General features: G+C 43.4%; 12 protein-coding genes. 4 read left to right on the top strand and 8 right to left on the bottom strand.

Translation table 11 applies throughout. The features are described 5' to 3' along the window. Nucleotides 1-585: 585 nt before the first annotated feature. Nucleotides 586-2,058 carry a leucyl aminopeptidase gene (locus NG798_RS14420; RefSeq protein ID WP_261224138.1) on the top strand — a complete coding sequence of 491 codons (1,473 nt, stop codon included), beginning with the start codon at nt 586-588 and terminating at the stop codon, nt 2,056-2,058. Between the two features lie 112 nt (nt 2,059-2,170). Here NG798_RS14420 and NG798_RS14415 read toward each other — a convergent pair whose 3' ends face one another. The 5 genes from NG798_RS14415 to NG798_RS14395 all read right to left on the bottom strand — a co-directional run bounded on the left by NG798_RS14415 (nt 2,171) and on the right by NG798_RS14395 (nt 8,918). After that, complete coding sequence (locus NG798_RS14415) at nt 2,171-3,766, bottom strand: CHAT domain-containing protein (RefSeq protein WP_261224137.1); 1,596 nt, start codon at nt 3,764-3,766, stop codon at nt 2,171-2,173. A 5-nt stretch (nt 3,767-3,771) separates the two neighbouring features. Next, nucleotides 3,772-4,848 carry a hypothetical protein gene (locus tag NG798_RS14410; protein ID WP_261224136.1) on the bottom strand — a complete coding sequence of 359 codons (1,077 nt, stop codon included), beginning with the start codon at nt 4,846-4,848 and terminating at the stop codon, nt 3,772-3,774. Between the two features lie 184 nt (nt 4,849-5,032). Next, nucleotides 5,033-5,914, bottom strand: coding sequence for a fibronectin type III domain-containing protein (locus NG798_RS14405; RefSeq protein WP_261224135.1), 882 nt, complete (start codon nt 5,912-5,914; stop codon nt 5,033-5,035). After that, nucleotides 5,911-7,578 (bottom strand): protein kinase, encoded by a 1,668-nt coding sequence (locus NG798_RS14400; protein ID WP_261224134.1) that lies wholly within the window; start codon nt 7,576-7,578, stop codon nt 5,911-5,913. The genes NG798_RS14405 and NG798_RS14400 overlap by 4 nt, the downstream gene beginning before the upstream one ends. Before the next feature lie 98 nt (nt 7,579-7,676). Beyond that, nucleotides 7,677-8,918, bottom strand: coding sequence for an NB-ARC domain-containing protein (locus NG798_RS14395; protein WP_261224126.1), 1,242 nt, complete (start codon nt 8,916-8,918; stop codon nt 7,677-7,679). A 403-nt stretch (nt 8,919-9,321) separates the two neighbouring features. Here NG798_RS14395 and NG798_RS14390 point away from each other — a divergent pair, with 403 nt between their 5' ends. Then, complete coding sequence (locus NG798_RS14390; RefSeq protein ID WP_261224124.1) at nt 9,322-10,275, top strand: hypothetical protein; 954 nt, start codon at nt 9,322-9,324, stop codon at nt 10,273-10,275. A 94-nt stretch (nt 10,276-10,369) separates the two neighbouring features. Here the strand turns inward: NG798_RS14390 and NG798_RS14385 are convergent, their stop codons facing one another. The 3 genes from NG798_RS14385 to NG798_RS14375 all read right to left on the bottom strand — a co-directional run bounded on the left by NG798_RS14385 (nt 10,370) and on the right by NG798_RS14375 (nt 14,794). Continuing rightward, nucleotides 10,370-11,455: a radical SAM/SPASM domain-containing protein gene (locus NG798_RS14385; RefSeq protein ID WP_261224122.1), complete on the bottom strand. Its 1,086-nt coding sequence runs from the start codon at nt 11,453-11,455 to the stop codon at nt 10,370-10,372. 786 nt (nt 11,456-12,241) lie between these two features. After that, nucleotides 12,242-12,583 carry an SH3 domain-containing protein gene (locus tag NG798_RS14380; protein ID WP_261224119.1) on the bottom strand — a complete coding sequence of 114 codons (342 nt, stop codon included), beginning with the start codon at nt 12,581-12,583 and terminating at the stop codon, nt 12,242-12,244. A 195-nt stretch (nt 12,584-12,778) separates the two neighbouring features. Then, nucleotides 12,779-14,794: a hypothetical protein gene (locus tag NG798_RS14375; RefSeq protein WP_261224118.1), complete on the bottom strand. Its 2,016-nt coding sequence runs from the start codon at nt 14,792-14,794 to the stop codon at nt 12,779-12,781. 347 nt (nt 14,795-15,141) lie between these two features. Between NG798_RS14375 and NG798_RS14370 the strand changes: the two genes are divergently transcribed. Both NG798_RS14370 and NG798_RS14365 read left to right on the top strand, forming a co-directional pair. Further along, entirely contained in the window at nt 15,142-15,624 is a 483-nt protein-coding gene (locus tag NG798_RS14370; protein WP_261224117.1) for an ankyrin repeat domain-containing protein, read from the top strand. Nucleotides 15,625-15,920: 296 nt separating this feature from the next. After that, nucleotides 15,921-19,904: a magnesium chelatase subunit H gene (locus tag NG798_RS14365; RefSeq protein WP_261224115.1), complete on the top strand. Its 3,984-nt coding sequence runs from the start codon at nt 15,921-15,923 to the stop codon at nt 19,902-19,904. Nucleotides 19,905-19,907 lie beyond the last annotated feature (3 nt).

Raw genomic sequence — 19,907 nt, 5'->3', positions numbered from 1 at the left:
AAATTTTGGCTTTAGTCAGGTTTATCTTTGATCCTTCATAATAATCCTCTGTTTTTAAAGAGTTCGGGTTGAATGCTGACATCTTAACTGTTCTGGAATCGAGGGGGAAGAGCCATCGCCTTATTTATCTCGAAGTTTGTCATAGGTTTTAGTTGGGTGACAATTGAGTATAAATACTTTTTGGGGAGACAAAGCTGGGGTGAAAGTTTTAAAAAAAGCGAGGAAATTAAAGAATTTCTGCTTGGCAAACCAATAACCAACTTTTCAAGCGTCTTTCTCTATGACAATGGCTGCAAAATGTAAAAAATGGCCATTTATAGGAGGAGTGTGGGGAAATTTTATCTGCTGATAGGGTGGGGAGCGGTGGCGATCCCAAATGGAGTATGGTAGGCTCTGCTTTTTCGTTGTCAGCGAGAGCCAGAGAAAGAGAATAATGAGGCGCTAATTTTATCGCGCACTGGCTTTTTAGAGCATAAGGACTCTAATTCATACAACTGAAAACGGCTATATCTGCATCGAACAAGTTATTCTGTGCCGTTTGATCTGTGAGAATGTAAAAAAGTGTTGAGTGAGTAAAACGAAGTGATGGAATTTCGAGCGACTGAAATCAGCGCCTTGGATTGGTCAGGCGATGCTGTGGGTATTGGTTTGTTTGAGGATGCTGTGGAGTTAACCGGCCCAATGGCCCAACTCGATGAAAAGTTGGCCGGTTCTGTTAGCGATTTGATTGCGGATGCAGAATTTAAGGGCAAGGAAGGCAGTTCGGCGGTGACGCGGACTCCCAAGGGTAGCTCTATCCGTAAGGTGATTTTGGTGGGGCTGGGGAAGCCTGAGTCTTTGAAGTTGGAGACTTTGCGGCGGGCGGCGGCTACTATGGCAAAGTTGGCGAAAAAGGAAAAAAGTAAGTCTTTGGCGCTGAGTTTGCCGGTTTTTCAAGATTCTGCTGACCAGACGGCGGCGGCTATTGTTGAAGGTGTCGAACTGAGTTTGTATCAAGATAATCGGTTTAAATCTGAATCTGAGGATAAGGGTTCACGGCTGGAGTCAGTTGATTTGCTGGGTCTGGCGGGAAGTGAGGCGGCGATTAGTCGTGCCCGCAATGTGTGTGCGGGGGTGTTTTTGGCTCGTCAGTTGGTGGCGGCGCCGGCGAATGCTTGTACGCCAATTACGATGGCGGAAACGGCGCAGGCTATTGCTGCGGAACATGGTTTAGAGTTGGAAATTTTGGAGAAAGAAGACTGCGAAAAACTTGGGATGGGGGCGTTTTTGGGGGTGGCTTTGGCGTCTGATTTGCCTCCGAAGTTTATTCATTTGACTTATAAGCCTGAAGGTGAGCCTCGCCGGAAGTTGGGGATTATTGGTAAGGGTTTAACTTTTGATTCTGGGGGTTTGAATATTAAGGGGGCTGGTTCTGGTGTGGAGATGATGAAGGTGGATATGGGGGGTGCCGGTGCTACTCTTGGGGCGGCTAAGGCGATTGGTTTGTTGAAGCCGGATGTGGAAGTTCATTTTATTTCGGCTGTGACGGAAAATATGATTAGTGGAAAGGCGATGCACCCTGGTGATATTTTGACGGCTTCTAATGGGAAGACGATTGAGGTAAATAATACGGATGCGGAAGGCCGGCTTACTTTGGCGGATGCTTTGGTTTTTGCTGATAAGTTGGGGCTTGATGCGATGGTGGATTTGGCTACTTTGACGGGTGCTTGTGTGATTGCTTTGGGTGATGATTATTCGGGTTTATGGAGCCCTGATGAAAAGTTGGCCGGTGAGTTGAAATCTGCGGCGGAAGTGGCTGGTGAAAAGGTGTGGCAAATGCCTTTGGAGGAAAAGTATTTTGAGGGGATGAAGTCGGTTGTTGCTGATATGAAGAATACGGGCCCGCGTCCGGGTGGTTCGATTTCGGCGGCGATGTTTTTGAAGCAGTTTGTGGATAAAACTACTTGGGCTCATTTGGATATTGCGGGGCCGGTTTGGTCTGATAAGGAGAGTGGTTATAATCCGCCAGGGGCTACGGGTTATGGGGTTCGGACTTTGGTTAATTGGGTGATGTCTTAGTTTTGTAATTGGCCGGTTTAGTGGCGATGGATTTCAACCGGCTGCTATACAATTAAAACCCCCTTCTGGGGGTTTTGTTTTTGGCTTGCTAATCAATGGTTTTATAAAAAACTTAATTCCAATTCCCAATCAGGGTAAACCCAGCCCAATAATGGGGGTGAGAAAAGTCGAGTTTTTCGGTACCGGCTACATTGGGGGGTAAATTTACCGGCTTTCCTTCTGATAAGAATAACTGGTTATTTTCTATGCGAACTTTCCCTTGCAGCATGGCGAGTTGTGTTTGTCTTAAGGCTTGACTTTTTAGGGGAGTTTTGCTTAATTGCCCATAAAATTCGCTCATTAATGCTAAGGTGGCGACATCATCAACTTGCCATAAACTCGCTACAGCGGATTTTACACCGGCCTGAACTGCTAAACCGGCAAATCCTAATTCTGGTTGATCTCCTAATGCGGTTTCACAAGCGCTTAATACTAACATTTCCACCGGCGGCGGTGCCGGCCATTTTAACTCTTCGGCAACTTCTCCAACTTGATCTAAACGCAATTTTTCATTTCTAAGCTGAATAAAAGATTGACTAACATCGCCTGGGACAAATTTACCATGGGTGGCTAAATGAAGAATCCGAAACCGCTGTTTTTGATAAACTTCTCTTAATTTTTCTAAGGTAAAATCTTCATTCAATAAGGCGATTCCTCTCCAGGGGGGTGTTAAAATTTTTGCCAGTTCCACCGGCACGGCGGGTAATGAAATGGCATCTTCAAATTCTGAGGCTCCCATTGCTAAAATTGGTAAGTTTCGGACATCTATATATCTTGTGTCCGTTAAGCCAAAACTGGGAATTAAAGCGAGGCTATATTTTTGGATCAAAAACTGTTTGCCATCATGTAAGGCGGCTAAAGGAATTGACCGCAAACCGGCATCCATTGTAAATACTAAGGTGTCGATTTGGTTGTTTTGAAAAATACTTTCTAGGGGCTTAATTATCAAATTATAGACTTTTTGAGATGATTCTAAGGAACCGTAATTCTGACTGAGGGGAGCAAGGGAAATTTCTTCTCGCCAAGTGCTTACAATTTCTTTGATTTGGTTTTTATTGGTTAAAGTAATGATTTTTTCTCCGGCTTTTTCTTTTTCTTCTTTGTTAAGGCTGCAATTATTTGTCTGTGTTGGTACAACATATAAAATTCGCAATTCTTCGGAGAAAGATCCGACATAAATTAAGGCCGGCTTTGTGCCGGTGACTCGCCCCAGTTGACACAAAATTTGCCTAATTTGGCTGATTGTTGGGGTTTTACCAATTAAGCGTTTATTGAAATATTGCCCAAATTCGGCTGATTGGTATTGCTCAAAAAGTTGTAAGGCGGCGTCAATTGATGCGGCGGTTTGAATACTGGTTTCAAAATCTGCACGGGAGATATTTTGACCGGGTTCTGAAGGCAAAATACCACTTTCTGTTAAGGTTGGGCCGGTGCCATCAGACATATTGCCATTTTGGCTAATTAACAGTTCTGTTTTGGTTGGAGACGGAGGCTCATTTTTTACTTTTTTGGGGTAAAAAGAGGTATTTCTTATTGGAGAAATAGTTTCGATATGGCTATTTTTTGGTGGGGCTTGGAAACGAGGGGTGGTTGCGGATAAAGGATGAATGATCAGGATAATAAAACAGGTAATTAAAGCTAGTTTGAAGAAGGTTTTGAGGGAATTCATAGAAGTTAAAAAGTAAATAAATAACCAAGTCTTAAAAGGTATCGGCTACCATCTCCTGCATTGCCGGTGAGATCGGTTACGCCGCCGGTAATGATTAAAGGTGTGTTGGCAAAGGGAACGTAAGATAATCCCAAGGTTAAATCTTGCCCTGTCCATTCGGCAATAGCGTTGAGGGGTTCAACTACGCGCAGGGCAACGGAACCAAAAACGCCGACTGATTCTATATTATTATTTATGTCGGATTCTGGTCGAAATTGTCCGCCACCGAGGCCGGCAGAAACAACGATGGAACTTAAAAAATCACTGGTATTTGCTGAGGTGCGAAAGGTTTTTGTAACGACTCCATAAACACTGGTGCCGGCATCGGTATAACCCCAAATAATTGCATTTTGTAAGCCAACGGCTATGGCTAAATCATTGTCGAAATTTCGGTGGATTTTAAAGCTTAATGAGCCGCGACTGCCAAAATCTGACAAATCTAAAATTGAGGCGACGACATCAAAACCAAGGTGGGTTTGTGGGTTTCCTAAACCTATGCCAATGCCTAAACCTCCGTCGGGGCTGTTGGTATAGCGGGTGCGAGATTGTAAGCCTAAACCGATGCCGGCATTCCCCCAAGAAAAGCCATTTGCAAAGGGCATGGAAACGGAAATGCTTGGGGCAAAATTTTGTTTTGATTGGGGGGCAAAACGCAGGCTGGGGGGTTCACCGGCATCGGCTTGATAATTTTCGTTTAATTCAGTCTGGGGGGGCTTTTGAGTGGAGTTATGGGGGTTTGAGGGGCTGAAGTTTGGGTTTAATAAATGGTTATTTTTTGTGTTAAATTTTTCGGTAATTAATGGGGAATTTGGAAATAAGAAGATAGCTGATGTTTCTGCCTTGATAGAGGGCAGTTGGTTGGCCGTTGTTTGGCTGATTTGAAAATAATTGTTTTTAGCAATTGTTATCGGTATTTGACTTTTTTTCTCACTTTTAGTAAATGAGAGGGGGGTGGCCGCCGTTTTTAAAGTGTGAGAATTACTCAAAAAAATCAGCCAAAAGATAGTCAAAAGTGAGCGGAGGAGGGGAGATTGGGACTTCATTAAGCGGTATTACAACGACCTTTCAATGCTATTGATAGCATTTTCTGTGCAAAAACAGAGAGAGCAAAACGCTACAACCTAATGGGGGAGAGGCTTTTAAAATCCAAAATTAAGGAATTAACGCATCTCAAATTTAAAATCCAAAATCTAATATGCACCCATCAAAAATTAAATATCAAAAATCCTATCTGCGAGCAACAAATCCGCTATTTAAGCCTACTTGTTCATAAAGCGCGCTCAACATTTGGGAAAAAGAGGCGGTTGAGTTTCCACCGGCTGCTGAGGTTTCGAGAACTTCAATGGCGGCGGCAAACAGTCGGTATTTGCTGTAAATATTGGCTTTTGCTAAGGCTTTTGCGTCGCTTGGTAATGCCTGCCGGTCAACGGCTGCAATTTTTTCTCGCACAGCTTGGTCGGTTTTTTCGTCCAATAGCCAAAAAATTGTCGATTCGTTTTCGGAGGTGGTGGGGCTCTCTGCTCGCACACTTAGAGTATATCTTTCTCCGGGCTGTAATGGAGAGCCATTATATATAATTTGATTTTCGCTCACTTCAGTTTCCCATTTCAGACCGGCACTATCACGCAGTTTAACTGTATAAGTCTTCACCCCAGCCACTGGATTCCACCGCAAAACCAGCCGGTCGTTGAGTAAGGCGGTTTGTCGGGGGCTGATAATAAAGGGGTTATTTTCGCTCACAAGGGTGCGGGGTACTGGAAGGCGGGGATCGCCGGTGGAACCCATTCGACAGCCGTTAATAGCGCCAGAAACGCCTTCTGGTAAAGGCCATTTTTGCCCGTTGGGGCAGCGGATCGTTGCTTTAGCACCTCTTCTCACAATTAATAAATCTCCTGGCAAAATTTCGCTGTTGAGGTTAAGGCGTCTGATGCTTTCTTCGCCAACACGATGCAGAAAAACTTCCCCGCTGACTTCGATGAGTTGTAAGCCTCCAGTGGCAGAGAATGCCGGTTTTATAGGTTGTGCTATAACCGGATTGGGCCGGCTGCTGTGGGTGACAGTACATAATATCAAACTAAGATAAATTGCCAGTGAAAATGTGCGTTTCATTTTTCCTCTCTTGCCGAGTTCAAGCGTTCTCTGGCCATGTCAATCCAGGCTGCTTCATCTTGATTGTAGATTGAAGCATATCTCAAACAGTTTCCCCATTGCTGTTTTGCCGTTTGAAGTTGGTTTTGTGCTTCCAAAACTTGCGCTAATAAGCAATATGCGCCTGCTTGCTGAGAGTTGAGTTGCACTGCTTGTTTTAAAGTTCCCTGGGCTTCAATGTAGCGTTTTTGACCGAGTTTTGCCCAGCCTAAATTTTTGAGAAGCGAATATTTAATATGGTTATCTTTAGTTTGCTTTAATGCCTGCAAAATTAGTCTTTCGGCACTTTGATAATCTTCAGAAAGCAGATATAAACGGGCGAGGTTATTATCAGCAGTAATTAAGCCATTTTTACTTGCTTGTTGGTAAGCTTGGCGGGCGCACTCCCTGTCTAAAAGTTCTTCACAAGTGGTGGCTAAATTAAAGTGGGCGATGGCTAAGTTGGGGTTGAGGCTAATAGCTTTTTCGTATTCAAAACGGGCACAAGTTAAGTCTTGCCGATCTTGACAAATAAAGCCTAATGCGTTATGCACTTCTGCATAATTTGGGTTAAATTTTAAGGCTTGCCGGTAATAAATTTCGGCTTGTTCTGTTTGCCGAGATATATGGTTTTCTAAACCGCGATTATAATAATATTTGGCTACGCTGTCGCTGAAGCCAGCAATACCGGCAAATCCCAAAAATAATAGGCCGGTTCTTGCCAGCCATCGCTGAGCTTTTAGGAAAGATATTTTATTATTTTTAATAAATTCTATACGTTCTAAAATGGCTTGAGCATTGGCAGGACGTTTTGCGGGTATTGTAGCCATTAAATTGTCAATTAAATTAGCAAATTCCGCCGAAACTTGGGGGGCTGCTTCGTGCCACATTAATTTGCCGGTCTGGGGATTTTCTGATAATTCTACCGGGTGCTTTTCTGTTAGTAAATGTACAAAAGTTCGCCCCAAAGCAAAAAAATCTGATTGGGGAACGGCTTTGCCGGTGGCTTGTTCGGGTGGGGTGTAGCCAGGGGAAACAATGCCGGTAATTTGGCGGTCAGTTCCTACTTTTGCCAGGTATGTGCCGGTGATTTCCCTGACGCTACCAAAGTCTATTAAGACTAATTGGCCTGTGGGTTTTACCATGCAATTTGAAGGTTTAAGATCGCGGTGAAATAAGTCTTTTTCGTGTAAAACTTTGAGAATTTCAACCAGTTGTTTCAACCAATCTACTGCGATTTTTTGGGGTATTTTACCATATTTTTCTACCCACTGCTCTAAGGTTAATCCTTCGATTTTTTCCATCACCAAGCAATGTAATTCTTTTGCTTTTGGGCTAATTTTAAGAGTAAAATAGCCGTCAATTTCAACTTGGGGAATCCCCGGATGTTTTAACTGTTGCAAAACTCTTGCTTCTCTTTGAAACATTTCGCTCCATTTGGGGCGTTTTAGTATTTTTAAAACTTTGCGGGTATTTTGATCCTCTATTTCAAAAATTTCTGTAGGGCAAAATTCATCTAATTCTCGCAGGGGTTTAAGCAGCCGATAACGATTATTTATAAGCAGGGAATTCCCGCAAGTCTGGCAGTTTGCCAGATTGTCTAAATTCAGCCGATTGGTACATTTGGGATTAATACAGTAACTCACTTAAGTCATTTTAAATTTTAGATTTTTGCTGCCCAAATTTTCGATTCTTGAATAAACACTTTAGGGATTTTTCATTACGATAAAATCAGCTAAAAAACTTATTCCTCTAAACTGGTAACATATTCCATAACCACCGGCTGTAAGGTAAACCGGCCTGCACTTTTTTCAATCAATGACCGGCCCACTAAAGAAGCTACAGCATTGGTTAGCTCAATCGCCGAAACAGCAACCATTTCTTGCAATTCACTTAAAGAAATCGGCTCTTTTTCCTGAGATAACTGAAAAAGAATTTGCCTTTCCAATTCCGATATACGCTCATACTGGACTTCAATAAAATCGCTGATGTCGCGGGTAACTTGGGTTGTGCCAAGTTTCAAAAAATCCCCTACTTTGCCATCAAAAACTTCTTGAATAAAAGCCGAAACTATTTTCAACATAAAAGGATTCCCTCGGTAGATGTTTATTAAAATTACCCATTTTTCCTCTTGGGATAAACGCTTTTCTTTTAAAATCTCTCGCGCTTCATCACCTAAACCTCCCAATTGATAGGAACGCACCGGCAGAGTTTCGCCTTCCAGCAAAGCAATTTCTCGGAGTTTTTCGCGGCTTGTTAACATCAAACAGCTTTGATGAGGAGTTTCTCCAATACGTTTAAAAAGTTCGCCATAACCTTTATAACCGCTTCTATAATGTCCGACAAAATCTCCGCTGCTCAGAATTGCTTCAATATTATCTAAAACAAGTAAACAACGATACCGCCGCAAGCATTCAATGAGGCGAGAAATGCTTTCGCTGATGTCGTAGTTTCCGGCAGCAACGTTGCCTTCTGATAAAAATTCTAACCAATCAGCTAATAATTCTTCTAAAGGAGTTGCTTGATGCAAACTGCGCCAGATAACATAATCAAAACGATTTTGAACTTGCTGGGCAATTTTGATAGAAAGAGCAGTTTTGCCAATACCTCCCATGCCTAAAATTGCTACCAACCGGCAGTTTTCTCTCCCCACCCATTCTTTGAGGGCAAAAAGTTCTTTATTGCGCCCATAAAATGCCGTTACGTCGGGTGCTTCTCCCCAATCGCTATGAGCAACAATTTCGGGTAAATTATCAGCAATTTGTTTCCAGTCTGTAATCCCAACCGCTTGACAAATACCAATAAATGAATCTTGGCGAATAGGAATACTGCGCCAAAATCGCTTTAAAGTCGCCTCAGTGGTATGAGCCGCTTGGCACCAAGCAATGGCTGCTTTTTTCCAGCCTTTCTTTTTTCTGGCTTCGTCAACAATTTGTAACCCTTTTGGGGAGGCGGCGAGGACGGTTGCTTTTAAACTGTTGGCCATATCGGGTAATGAACGACTTGGGAAGAGGTTATATTTTTTATTTTTATGCCGGTTGCTTCTAAATGATGACTTTTTTATACTTTATCAAGTTAGTGCAGTATGAATAGCTCAGGTTTTGACATCCAATGAGCCGCTAAATGAGCCACTAACTGAGCCGAAAAACTGAGCCGATGATGAGCTATAAATTGCTGACGTTTTGGGCATCATACAAGGAAGGGAACTTTAAAGCAGTATAGCTTTGTCTTTGAAATTGTAGAAGTTAGGTTTAAAATGTAAAAAGTTTTTTGGAGTCTCGACCAAAAAGGCCAAAAAAAACTAACTTTTAAAGTGATACCTGTCCTGATCTTTTAAGATGGGTGTGTTTAAATTATCCAAAGCTACGAGTGCAGAAGGAAACAGAAAAATGCTAAGCAGCTTTCAACCGTCCAATGAAAATATGTCAGGAAAAAATAGTGTCCCAGCCGTGGTCGATGGGCCAAATTTTAGAGAGATACGCGGTAAAACACGCTATTGGAATGGTAAAGGTGGAGATCAGAAATGGAGTAATTCTCTCAATTGGTCAGGGCAAAGTGTACCGGAAGCGACAGATTTTGTTATTTTTAATGGCAGTTGCGTAAAAAATGTTGTTGTTGATATTCATGCCGAAATTAAAGGCTTGATAATTGCGGCTGATTACATCGGCTGTCTCTCTGGATGGAATGATTTAATAGTTGCTGAAAATGTCTTGATTCAAGGCGGAATTTTTGAGGTAAGTTTGTTGTGCGGCGGCGATCTGACGATTGCAAATGGAACTCTGAAAACTTGTTTTTCTACTCAGGGAAATTTAACGATTTCCGGAGGTAAAGTTATTTGGGATAGTGGCGAAGTGTCGGGCAATACAATTTTGAAAGGCGGTTTGCTAAAGTTTAACAGCAATTACACTCGCTATTATAGTTTTAAAGGCGATTTTATTAGAGCCGGAGGCAAAATTGAGGGAACGCCGATTTTTCGTTTTGACGGCAACAAACCCCAACTTTTTAGCGCCGGCATTGAAGAAATGAATCTGCTTGATTTATATAATACTTCCCAATTGAATCTCCAAGGTAATGTCAAAATTGAAAGCTTTTTTTTCAATACGGGAACCTTAGAAATTACCCGCGCGGGGACGCTAGATTTAGAGGAGGTAAATTGCTTTTCTAACACCGGCACTTTAATAGAAAAAGGTAAGATCATCCGCAGGGTTGAAGGCAAACCCGTAAGGCACAAAAAGGCCGATGATCTTTCAACTTTTGAGATGCCGGTGACAAATGAAAACTTCGCTCTCAAAGTCCTAGATTGTGATCAAACAGCGGAAAAAAGTTTAGCAGCTATCAGTTAAGCCTCATGCCTGAAAATCCTAAAATTCCCTATACATAGGCATACTGGATGGGAAAGGCTAAATTTTCTTCACAGCCTTTCCCAGGTTTAAATCTTTACCTTGTCAGAGGATTAAAATATTTCAGAAATATCTTTTCTCCCAAACGTGAATGATTTGTTATATAAATTGCCAATCTTCCCAATCCCAAACGGTACGCCAATTTTTTATAAAACGGTGCCTTGGTTTGTCCAACTTCGCTTTCACTTAACCAATTTTCCTTTTCTTGCATTCTTTTATAATGTCCGCAAGTCGTGCAAGGAATTCCTTCTTGTGGTTCTGCTTTCCCTAAAAGCATTTGTCGAGCATAGTTAATTTTTTCATTATTTAAACCCGACTCAAGCCCCGATTCAAAAGCATTGCCAAAATCACCCCATTGATTGAAGCAACAGCCTAAAATCCGTCCGTCCCAGTTGATTTGGGGGCCGGTCCAAAGCTGACCACAAATTGGTTTTTGCATATAGCCGGTTTCGTTTTTTTCGTAATATTCACTGCGTGAGGCTGCATTTAACTTGGTGATTCGTTTTACCAACTCAGCATTTTTTACCGGCGATATTTTTTCATCCCAAGATAATTTGGGTTTAAATTTCATATTCAAGCTTTGCGCCATTTCTTGCGCTGTTTCTAATTCATGCTCATTGTGGCCAAAAATCACAAATTGCCAGTTTAAAAAAGGAAATTCAGTTCCGTATTCTTTTTTATACTGGTTGATCGTTTTCACATTTTCAATCACCCGATCAAAATTTCCATTCACCCGGTACATTTGATAAATCTCTTGCGAGGCTCCATCAATCGAACAATTGATGTGGCGAAACTTGTATTTCACAATTGCTTCCAAAACTGCCGGTTTTACCGTATTTAAGTTAGCACCATTGCTCGCAGTCAGCGCCACATTTTTTTCATAGGCATATTCCATAATGCCGATAATATCAGGATTTAAAAAAATTTCCCCCCAGTTCGATAATTCTATATGCGCTATCCAGGGATTTTCATCAACGATTTTTTTAAAGTCTTCCAGTTTTAAAAAGCCAGAGCCTAATTTTTCTTTCGTAATACCTTGCGTGGTTTCGCAAGCCGGACATTTTAGCTGACAGTGTGTTGAAGCTTCTAAACGTAAAGTTCTCGGACGTATGGTTTCTAGCATAGCTTTCTGCTGAGTTTTATTTTCTTGAAACTTAGAGAGAGATTTACTCTCAACAACCGTCTGGGTCTATTATACCCTTGGTTTCTGGAAAATCCACAGTCTGTCTCGTGGCAAACCAAAAGACAAACTTAAGAATAAATCAGAATAATCTTTATCAAAACTTTAAAAAAGCCGACTTCTTATAGAACGCAATCCTTACGAACAGGCGCAGACAAGTTTTAATAAAAAGTTAGCCCGCAGCAAGGAAAAAATATATTTTATATAAAAAATTAAATATTTATCCCCTTTGATCCGGTAAAGCCCATGCTGAGCCGTAAACTGAACTACCAAGTGCATCGGAAAAGTGAGCCGACAATGAGCTAAATTTTCCGAAGAAAACGGTATATTATATAAAGCAACTGTAAAGCTCATTGGAAAAACACTCGGTCAAACCTCAGAAAAAATTGCTCATTCTCTTTCAGCAATCTCGACAATAAAGAGGATAAACTTATGCGCTCAACTCATCATCAATCCTTGGCTGGAGAAATGACAGCCTTTTTAAAAATCGGCCTCACACTTTCACTGTTTTTAGCGGGTGTCTTTATTGCTATTTTTAGCAAAAACCCTCCAAAAGCAGCCAACCAGTGCAACTAAATCTCGCTTTTTTTATTCACAAGATGCCGGCCAAATACAAGATTTATTGATCTCCACCAGCCACAAATAGTCTAAACAGACAAAAAAAGGCAGTTATTAATGTTGTAATAACTGCCTTTTTTTTTATAAATCCCTTTGTTATTGTCCTCAACTTTAACAAGAAATCCGGCTCACAAAATCCCGGCGAACCCAACCTCTAGCGCCACTATTAGGAAACTCAACTTTTACCCAAAGCATACTGTTTCTATCTTCTTCTATCGCAAAACCTTCTCGGCTGCCTCCTTGTAAAATAATCACCTCATCCCCCACCACACCATAGTGAGGAGAACGATATTGTCTTCCTGGGCCTTCCCGCACGTTAATTTGTGCGTCTCGATCCTCAGAAACCAGTCGGGCTGTACAACCCGAAAGCGGTTGAGCAAAAGTCCGAGTCGGAAAACTGGCGGCTAAAGATAAGCTAGTTAGCGTCGCTAACACAATCGGTTTAATTTTCATGGCTGTAACTTAGTAAAAATTTCCAGTTAATTATCAAAAAAATTGAACATTTTAAGCAGGTTTCATTCCTCATTTTATCCCTACTATCATTTAAACCAACAGCCCCTTAAACAATTCCCGAAATTTACAAAAATTTTTTTTCTCGCCTGATGTTTTGCAAAACTCAGCGGCCAGAAGGAGGCCGGTCACTGCACTTTAAAATTGCACCGGCCAGACTAACCCAAATCCAACCCCAAGCGAATTATCTTCCCGCACTCTCAAACTTTGAAAAACAGAATACCCCACCCGATTTGTTAAATACACCTCAACTTGCGGCCCAAGATTTCCCAGCGCCGGTGAACTCCCCAAAAATGAACCCGCATCCCAGCGCAAACCCAGACTCCAAGGAATCACATTTTCCCGCTCATTTCCTATTAAAGCATTCCCCTCCGTAAAATTAAGCCCAGCCTCCGCAATTAAACTTAAATTCCGCGACAAAAGCACCGAACCACCCAAATTAAACCCCGCAATTTCTAATCCATTACGCTGCACAAAACCCAACGTCGGAGTTAGCCAAACTGCACTGCCATTTTCAAACTGGTAATGCAGCGAAAAAGCCAAACTAATAACAAAGCACTCGCCATTATTTCCAATTTCACCTCCATTATCTAAACAAGTTTCATTCGTAAAACTAAACCCTCTTTCTTTTAACCCACGTTCGCTTAACTCGTTGGGATTCCCGCTGAGAAAATTCGAGAAAGAATTCGTAGTTTTACCAAAATTCAAAGCTCCACTCAACGTAAATAAATCACCATCCGCTTGATGCAAAAATCTAATTTTTCCACTCAAACCTAACTCCGATTCATCTACCTCCCCGGAAATTAAATCCATATAAATTCCCACTTCCAAATCATCCAGCAAACCGTAACGAATCGCCGTTAAAATCCCTTGACTTCCGACTTGTAAGTTCGGGAGTAATTGATTTTGAGCCACCGTCCCCCCATCAAAAAAGCTAAACCCTGCCAGCGATGCCGGTGGAGGTTGCAACCGGCTGCTAAAACTGCGAGGATATTGCCGGTTTGCGCTCGTAAAACCAGGTAAAAATATCACCCCCGCCCCCACAGCAATATTCTCTCGATCTGTTAAAATTGAAGCCGGGCCAGTGTTTCCCAAAGCATTAGAAATAAACAACTCTGTTGCCAAGCGAGGATTTACTAAATAACGCAAACCGGCATTAAAAGCCACACTTCGGGCCGGGAAACCCGTATCTCGATTAATCGTGTTATTTCCCGTCAGCGGAATAAACATATCACCCCAAACAATCAGGCGAGGATTAACTTCATAACTGATGCCTCCTGCTAACCCAAAATTTAGCCCAAAAGAGCCGCTATCCTCAATAGGCATCCGCCGGTAATACATAGCATTATCTTCAGGAAAAAATACCAGTTTTGGAGATAGCGTCAATTGCCATCGATTTTCTGCTACCGTAAAAGGCAACTCCACCGAAACCACCAAATTATCGTTATTTTTTCCCTCAACCAATGCACCGCTACTAGGATCAATGAATTCGTAATAACGCACACCCGTAGGCACAGACAATACAGCGCTTAAAGCTTGATTTCCTGTGGAATTTTGCCATAACCTTTGTTTGGCTTGGAAAGTAAATTGTTGAAAGAAATTGCTGCTACCTTCAGCGCTGGCTCGGTTAGCTAAAAAAGCACCTTGTTTTCCTGGTTGGGAATTGTCAAAAGTTTGGGCATCGACCGTAATTTCTAAATTATCAGTTATCCCCCAACTAAATCCAAAAGTAGGCTGTCCTGTCAAACCATTTTCCGCATCAGTCCCCGGTAAAATAAATTGCCGATAGCGCAAACTAGAAATAACTTCTCCTTGCTGTAAATGATGGGCTGTGGTTAAAATTGTTGGCCGGCTTCTCAAAATATCCCCGCGTAATCCAGGTAATTTTGGCGGTTGCGTCAAGGGAGGTTTTTTAAACAAGTCTTGCGATGGCTGTTTTTTTGGGCTCGGTGTAGGGCTACCACTTAATTTTGGCTCTGTTTCTACGTTTGGATTGGCTGAAAGATTATTACCAAAAACATTGCTGTTTCTGGCTTTTTTTACTTTAAAATCAGCCCTCGCTTCCCCTGGCAAATACCACACTACCGCCCATGCCAATACCATCAAAGAAGGCAGAAATTTTAAGGCGATAAATTTATTAGGATGCTTCGACATTATTTTTTGCTTTTTAAAGTTAAGGATACTGCTTGAAAATTACCCAACAGGATGACTGAGAAAAAACGTCAAAGTTTGTATAGTCGTAGAAAAAAAGGGAATATCAATCTTCCCTACGTTTGACGACAGTGGTATAAAAATGTTTGGGCTAGTTAAACACCGGCAAGCTCAAAAAACGCACTCTGTAATCAATTTTTATAAAATTAAAGCTGGGGCCGACTGTACTGCATCCACCAAAAGAAAGATCAGCAGAAATCTCGATAGTTTTTACCGGCCCTCAAAATGAGAAAATAGGCTTCATCACCCTAATTTTTGCTTGGGTTGTGGTTTGTAGAGGAGAATGCAAAATGAGCCAATTAATTGAAGCAGCAAAAACCGGCAATCTTTCCGCAGTTGAAACCTTATTGCAAGGCGGAGCCAATGTCAGCGAACAAAACGCAGACGGCTTAAACGCCCTAACCGCCGCCGCCGAAGCCGGCCATCTGGATATCCTTAAAATCTTAATTGAGGCCGGTGCAGACGTTAACAGCGCCGACTCCGACGGCTGGACAGCCTTAATGGGAGCAGCCTTTGCCGGCCATCTTGACATCGTAAAACAATTATTAGAAGCCGGTGCCGAAATCAACACCCAAACCAGCTTTGGCTCCACCGCCCTCATCAGTGCCGCCGCCGCCGGCCATCCCGAAGTAGTGCAAATATTACTCGAAAAAGGCGCCGACTTAGACACCAAAGACAACACCACAAAAACCGCCCTTGTTTGGGCCGCACAAGAAGGCCATCAAAAAGTTGTAGAAATTTTAAAACAAATGCGGAGACAAAAGTCAAGTTAAATCTTGTAACAAAATAATGATTAATTATTTGCAGATTTCGTAAAGTTTTGTAAATTATTATTTCAGGGTTTTTTATCGAATTGTGTCAGAAAAGCCGTTAAAGCCCCATCTGGACAGCATTTTCTGGTAAAAAAACCTATATGCCACTAAGTCAGGGTTGAGAAAAAAAGGCCAAAAGGGAAGGCCAAATTAACGGATTAATCCATTATCATCATCCTTCCCCAAGACCAAACAAAACCTCATCCTGCCGACAAATCCAAAGACAAGAGAACGCGCATCAAAAGGAGCCTACCTGAATGTTCACTCACGTCAAGCCCACCATCCGACACATTGCGCCCGAAAACATCAACGGTCGATCTCTACTCAAGGTGGTCTATGTCGTGCTAGAAGCCCAGTATCAAAGCGCCCTATCCGCAGCAGTCCGCTCGATCAACGCCAACAACCCCAACCTAGCTATCGAAATATCTGGCTACCTGATCGAAGAACTGCGAAGCCCCGAAAACCTAGAGGACTTCAAGCGCGATATCGCCGCCGCCAACGTCTTCATAGCATCTCTAATTTTTATCGAAGACCTAGCCGAAAAAGTTGTGGCCGCCGTCGAACCCCATCGAGACAACCTTGATGTCGCCGTCGTCTTCCCCTCCATGCCACAAGTCATGCGCTTAAACAAAATGGGCAGCTTTTCCCTAGCGCAACTGGGCCAATCAAAAAGCGCCATTGCCCAATTCATGCGGAAGCGCAAAGAGCAGTCGGGCGGCTCCTTCCAAGACGGAATGCTGAAGCTGCTGCAAACCTTGCCCAAAGTCCTGAAATATCTACCCATCGATAAAGCCCAGGATGCCCGCAACTTCATGCTCAGTTTCCAGTATTGGCTAGGCGGTTCTTCCGAAAACCTGGAAAACTTCCTGCTGATGCTGGCCGATAAATACGTTTACAAAGGCCAACAAACCGTAAAGTTCCAAGATCCTGTCACCTATCCTGACATGGGCATCTGGCACCCCTTGGCCCCGAAAATGTTTGAAGACGTCAAAGAATACCTGAACTGGCACAACTCCCGCTCAGACATTTCTGCCGATGCCAAAGACCCGCTCGCTCCTTCGATTGGCCTTGTGCTGCAACGCACCCACCTAGTCACCGGCGACGATGCCCACTATGTGGCAATGGTACAAGAACTCGAAGCAATGGGAGCCAGAGTCATCCCCGTATTTGCCGGCGGTTTAGATTTTTCTAAGCCGGTTGATGCCTATTTCTGGGATGTCGCGCCAAAAGGCGTAGCCCCCTTGCCTCTTGTTGATGGCGTTGTCTCCCTGACCGGCTTTGCACTCGTAGGAGGGCCGGCCCGGCAAGACCATCCCAAAGCCATCGACTCCCTCAAACGCCTTAACCGGCCCTACATGGTAGCCCTTCCCCTCGTCTTCCAAACCACCGAAGAATGGGAAAACAGCGACCTCGGCTTACACCCGATCCAAGTTGCCCTCCAAATAGCCATTCCCGAACTTGACGGAGCCATCGAGCCGATCATTTTATCAGGACGTGACGGCGCCACCGGCAAAGCCATCGCCTTGCAAGATCGCATCGAAGCCATCGCTCAACGCGCCCTCAAATGGGCCAATTTGCGGCGCAAACCCAAATTAGATAAAAAAGTTGCCATCACCGTTTTTAGCTTCCCGCCAGACAAAGGCAACGTCGGAACCGCCGCCTACCTAGACGTTTTCGGCTCGATATACAAAGTGTTGGAAGCCCTCAAAGGCAACGGCTACGATGTCCCAGAGTTGCCAGAGTCCGCCGAAGCCTTGATGCAGGAAGTCATCCACGACGCCCAAGCGCAATACAGCAGCCCAGAGTTGAATATTGCCTACCGGATGAGCGTTGAGGAGTACGAAAAACTCACCCCCTACGCCGAACGCCTCTACGAAAACTGGGGGCCACCGCCGGGCAACCTCAACAGCGACGGGCAAAACTTGCTTGTCTTTGGCAAACACTTCGGCAATGTCTTTATCGGTGTCCAGCCAACCTTCGGCTACGAAGGCGATCCGATGCGCTTGTTGTTCTCGCGTTCTGCCAGTCCCCATCATGGCTTTGCAGCTTATTACACTTATTTAGAGCGCATTTGGGGTGCGGATGCAGTGTTACACTTTGGCACACACGGCTCACTCGAATTCATGCCTGGTAAACAAATGGGGATGTCTGGAGATTGCTACCCAGATAATTTGATCGGCAATATCCCTAACTTGTATTACTACGCAGCCAATAACCCAAGTGAGGCAACAATTGCTAAACGCCGTAGCTATGCGGAAACCATCAGCTATCTGACACCACCGGCAGAAAATGCAGGCTTATACAAAGGGTTGCAGGAGCTAAGTGAGTTAATTGGTTCCTATCAAACATTGAAAGATAGCGGGCGCGGCATTCCAATTGTGAACACAATTATGGATAAATGCCGGTTGGTGAATTTAGACAAAGATATCGCCTTGCCTGAAAAAGATGCCGTCGAAATGTCAAGCGAAGAACGCGATAATATCGTGGGCATTGTCTATCGCAAGTTGATGGAAATTGAATCTCGCTTGTTGCCTTGTGGGTTGCACGTTATTGGTAAACCACCAACAGCAGAAGAAGCTATTGCAACGCTGGTAAATATTGCAGCTTTAGACCGGCAAGAAGACGAACTTTTAGCGCTTCCTCGGATTATTGCCAACAGTTTAGGACGCGATATTGAGGAGATTTATCAAAACAGCGATAAAGGCATTCTTGCGGATGTAGAATTGCTGCAAAATATCACCCTGACAACTCGTGCGGCGGTGGGTGCTTTGGTGAAGGAACAAACCGATGCTGATGGGCGTGTTTCTTTGGTTTCTAAACTCAATTTCTTTAATATGGGTAAAAAGGAACCTTGGATTACTGCGCTCCATGAGGCCGGTTATAAAAAGGTGGATGCGGAAGCAATTAAGCCTTTGTTTGAGTATCTGGAATTCTGCTTGCAGCAGGTTTGTGCAGATAACGAATTAGGGGCTATGTTGCGGGCTTTAGAAGGTGAGTATGTTTTACCTGGGCCGGGTGGCGATCCAATTCGTAATCCTGATGTTTTGCCGACGGGTAAAAATATTCATGCTTTAGATCCGCAATCAATTCCGACGGCGGCGGCGGTGAAGTCTGCGAAGATTGTTGTAGACCGGCTTTTGACTCGCCAACGTGATGAGAATGGTGGGAATTATCCTGAGACAATTGCTTGCGTTTTGTGGGGTACGGATAATATCAAAACCTACGGAGAATCGCTTGCTCAAATTATGTGGATGATCGGTGTTAAGCCGGTGCCGGATGCTTTGGGACGGGTGAATAAGCTTGAGTTGCTTTCGTTGGAAGAATTAGGCCGGCCTCGCATTGATGTGGTGATTAATTGTTCGGGTGTTTTCCGCGATTTGTTTATCAATCAAATGGCTTTGTTAGATAAGGCTGTGAAGATGGCGGCGGAGGCGGATGAGCCTTTAGAAATGAACTTTATCCGTAAGCACGCTATGAAGCAGGCTGAGGAGATGGGGATTAATTTACGGCAAGCTGCAACGCGGGTATTTTCTAATGCGTCGGGTTCGTATTCTTCTAATGTGAATTTGGCGGTGGAAAATAGCACTTGGGAACAAGAGTCAGATTTACAGGATATGTATTTGGCTCGCAAGGGTTTTGCGTTTTCTTCTGATAATCCGGGGACATTTGAGGAAAGCCGCAAGTTGTTTGAATCAAGTTTGAAAACGGCTGAGGTGACGTTCCAGAATTTGGATTCTTCTGAGATTAGTTTGACGGATGTTTCCCATTATTATGATTCTGATCCTACGAAACTTATTGCGACTTTGCGTGGGGATGGGAAGAAGCCGGCGTCTTATATGGCGGATACAACAACTGCTAATGCTCAAATTCGGACGTTATCAGAAACGGTGCGTTTGGATGCGCGGACTAAGCTTTTGAATCCTAAGTGGTATGAGGGGATGTTGTCGCATGGTTATGAAGGTGTGCGGGAACTTTCTAAGCGCTTGGTGAATACGATGGGTTGGTCTGCGACTGCCGGTGCTGTTGATAATTGGGTGTATGAGGATGCGAATGATACGTTTATGAAGGATGAGGAGATGCAAAAGCGTCTTCTGAATTTGAATCCTCATTCTTTCCGCAAGATGGTGACGACTTTGTTGGAAGCAAATGGTCGTGGTTATTGGGAAACTACGGATGATAATTTAGACCGTTTGCGCCAGTTGTATCAAGAGGTTGAGGATAAGATTGAGGGGATTGAGTAATCT

Origin of the sequence: Ancylothrix sp. D3o, assembly GCF_025370775.1 — a bacterium.
GTDB lineage: Bacteria > Cyanobacteriota > Cyanobacteriia > Cyanobacteriales > Oscillatoriaceae > Ancylothrix.
The sequence above is the reverse complement of the archived record's forward strand: the minus strand, read 5'-3'. Positions and strand labels throughout refer to the sequence as shown.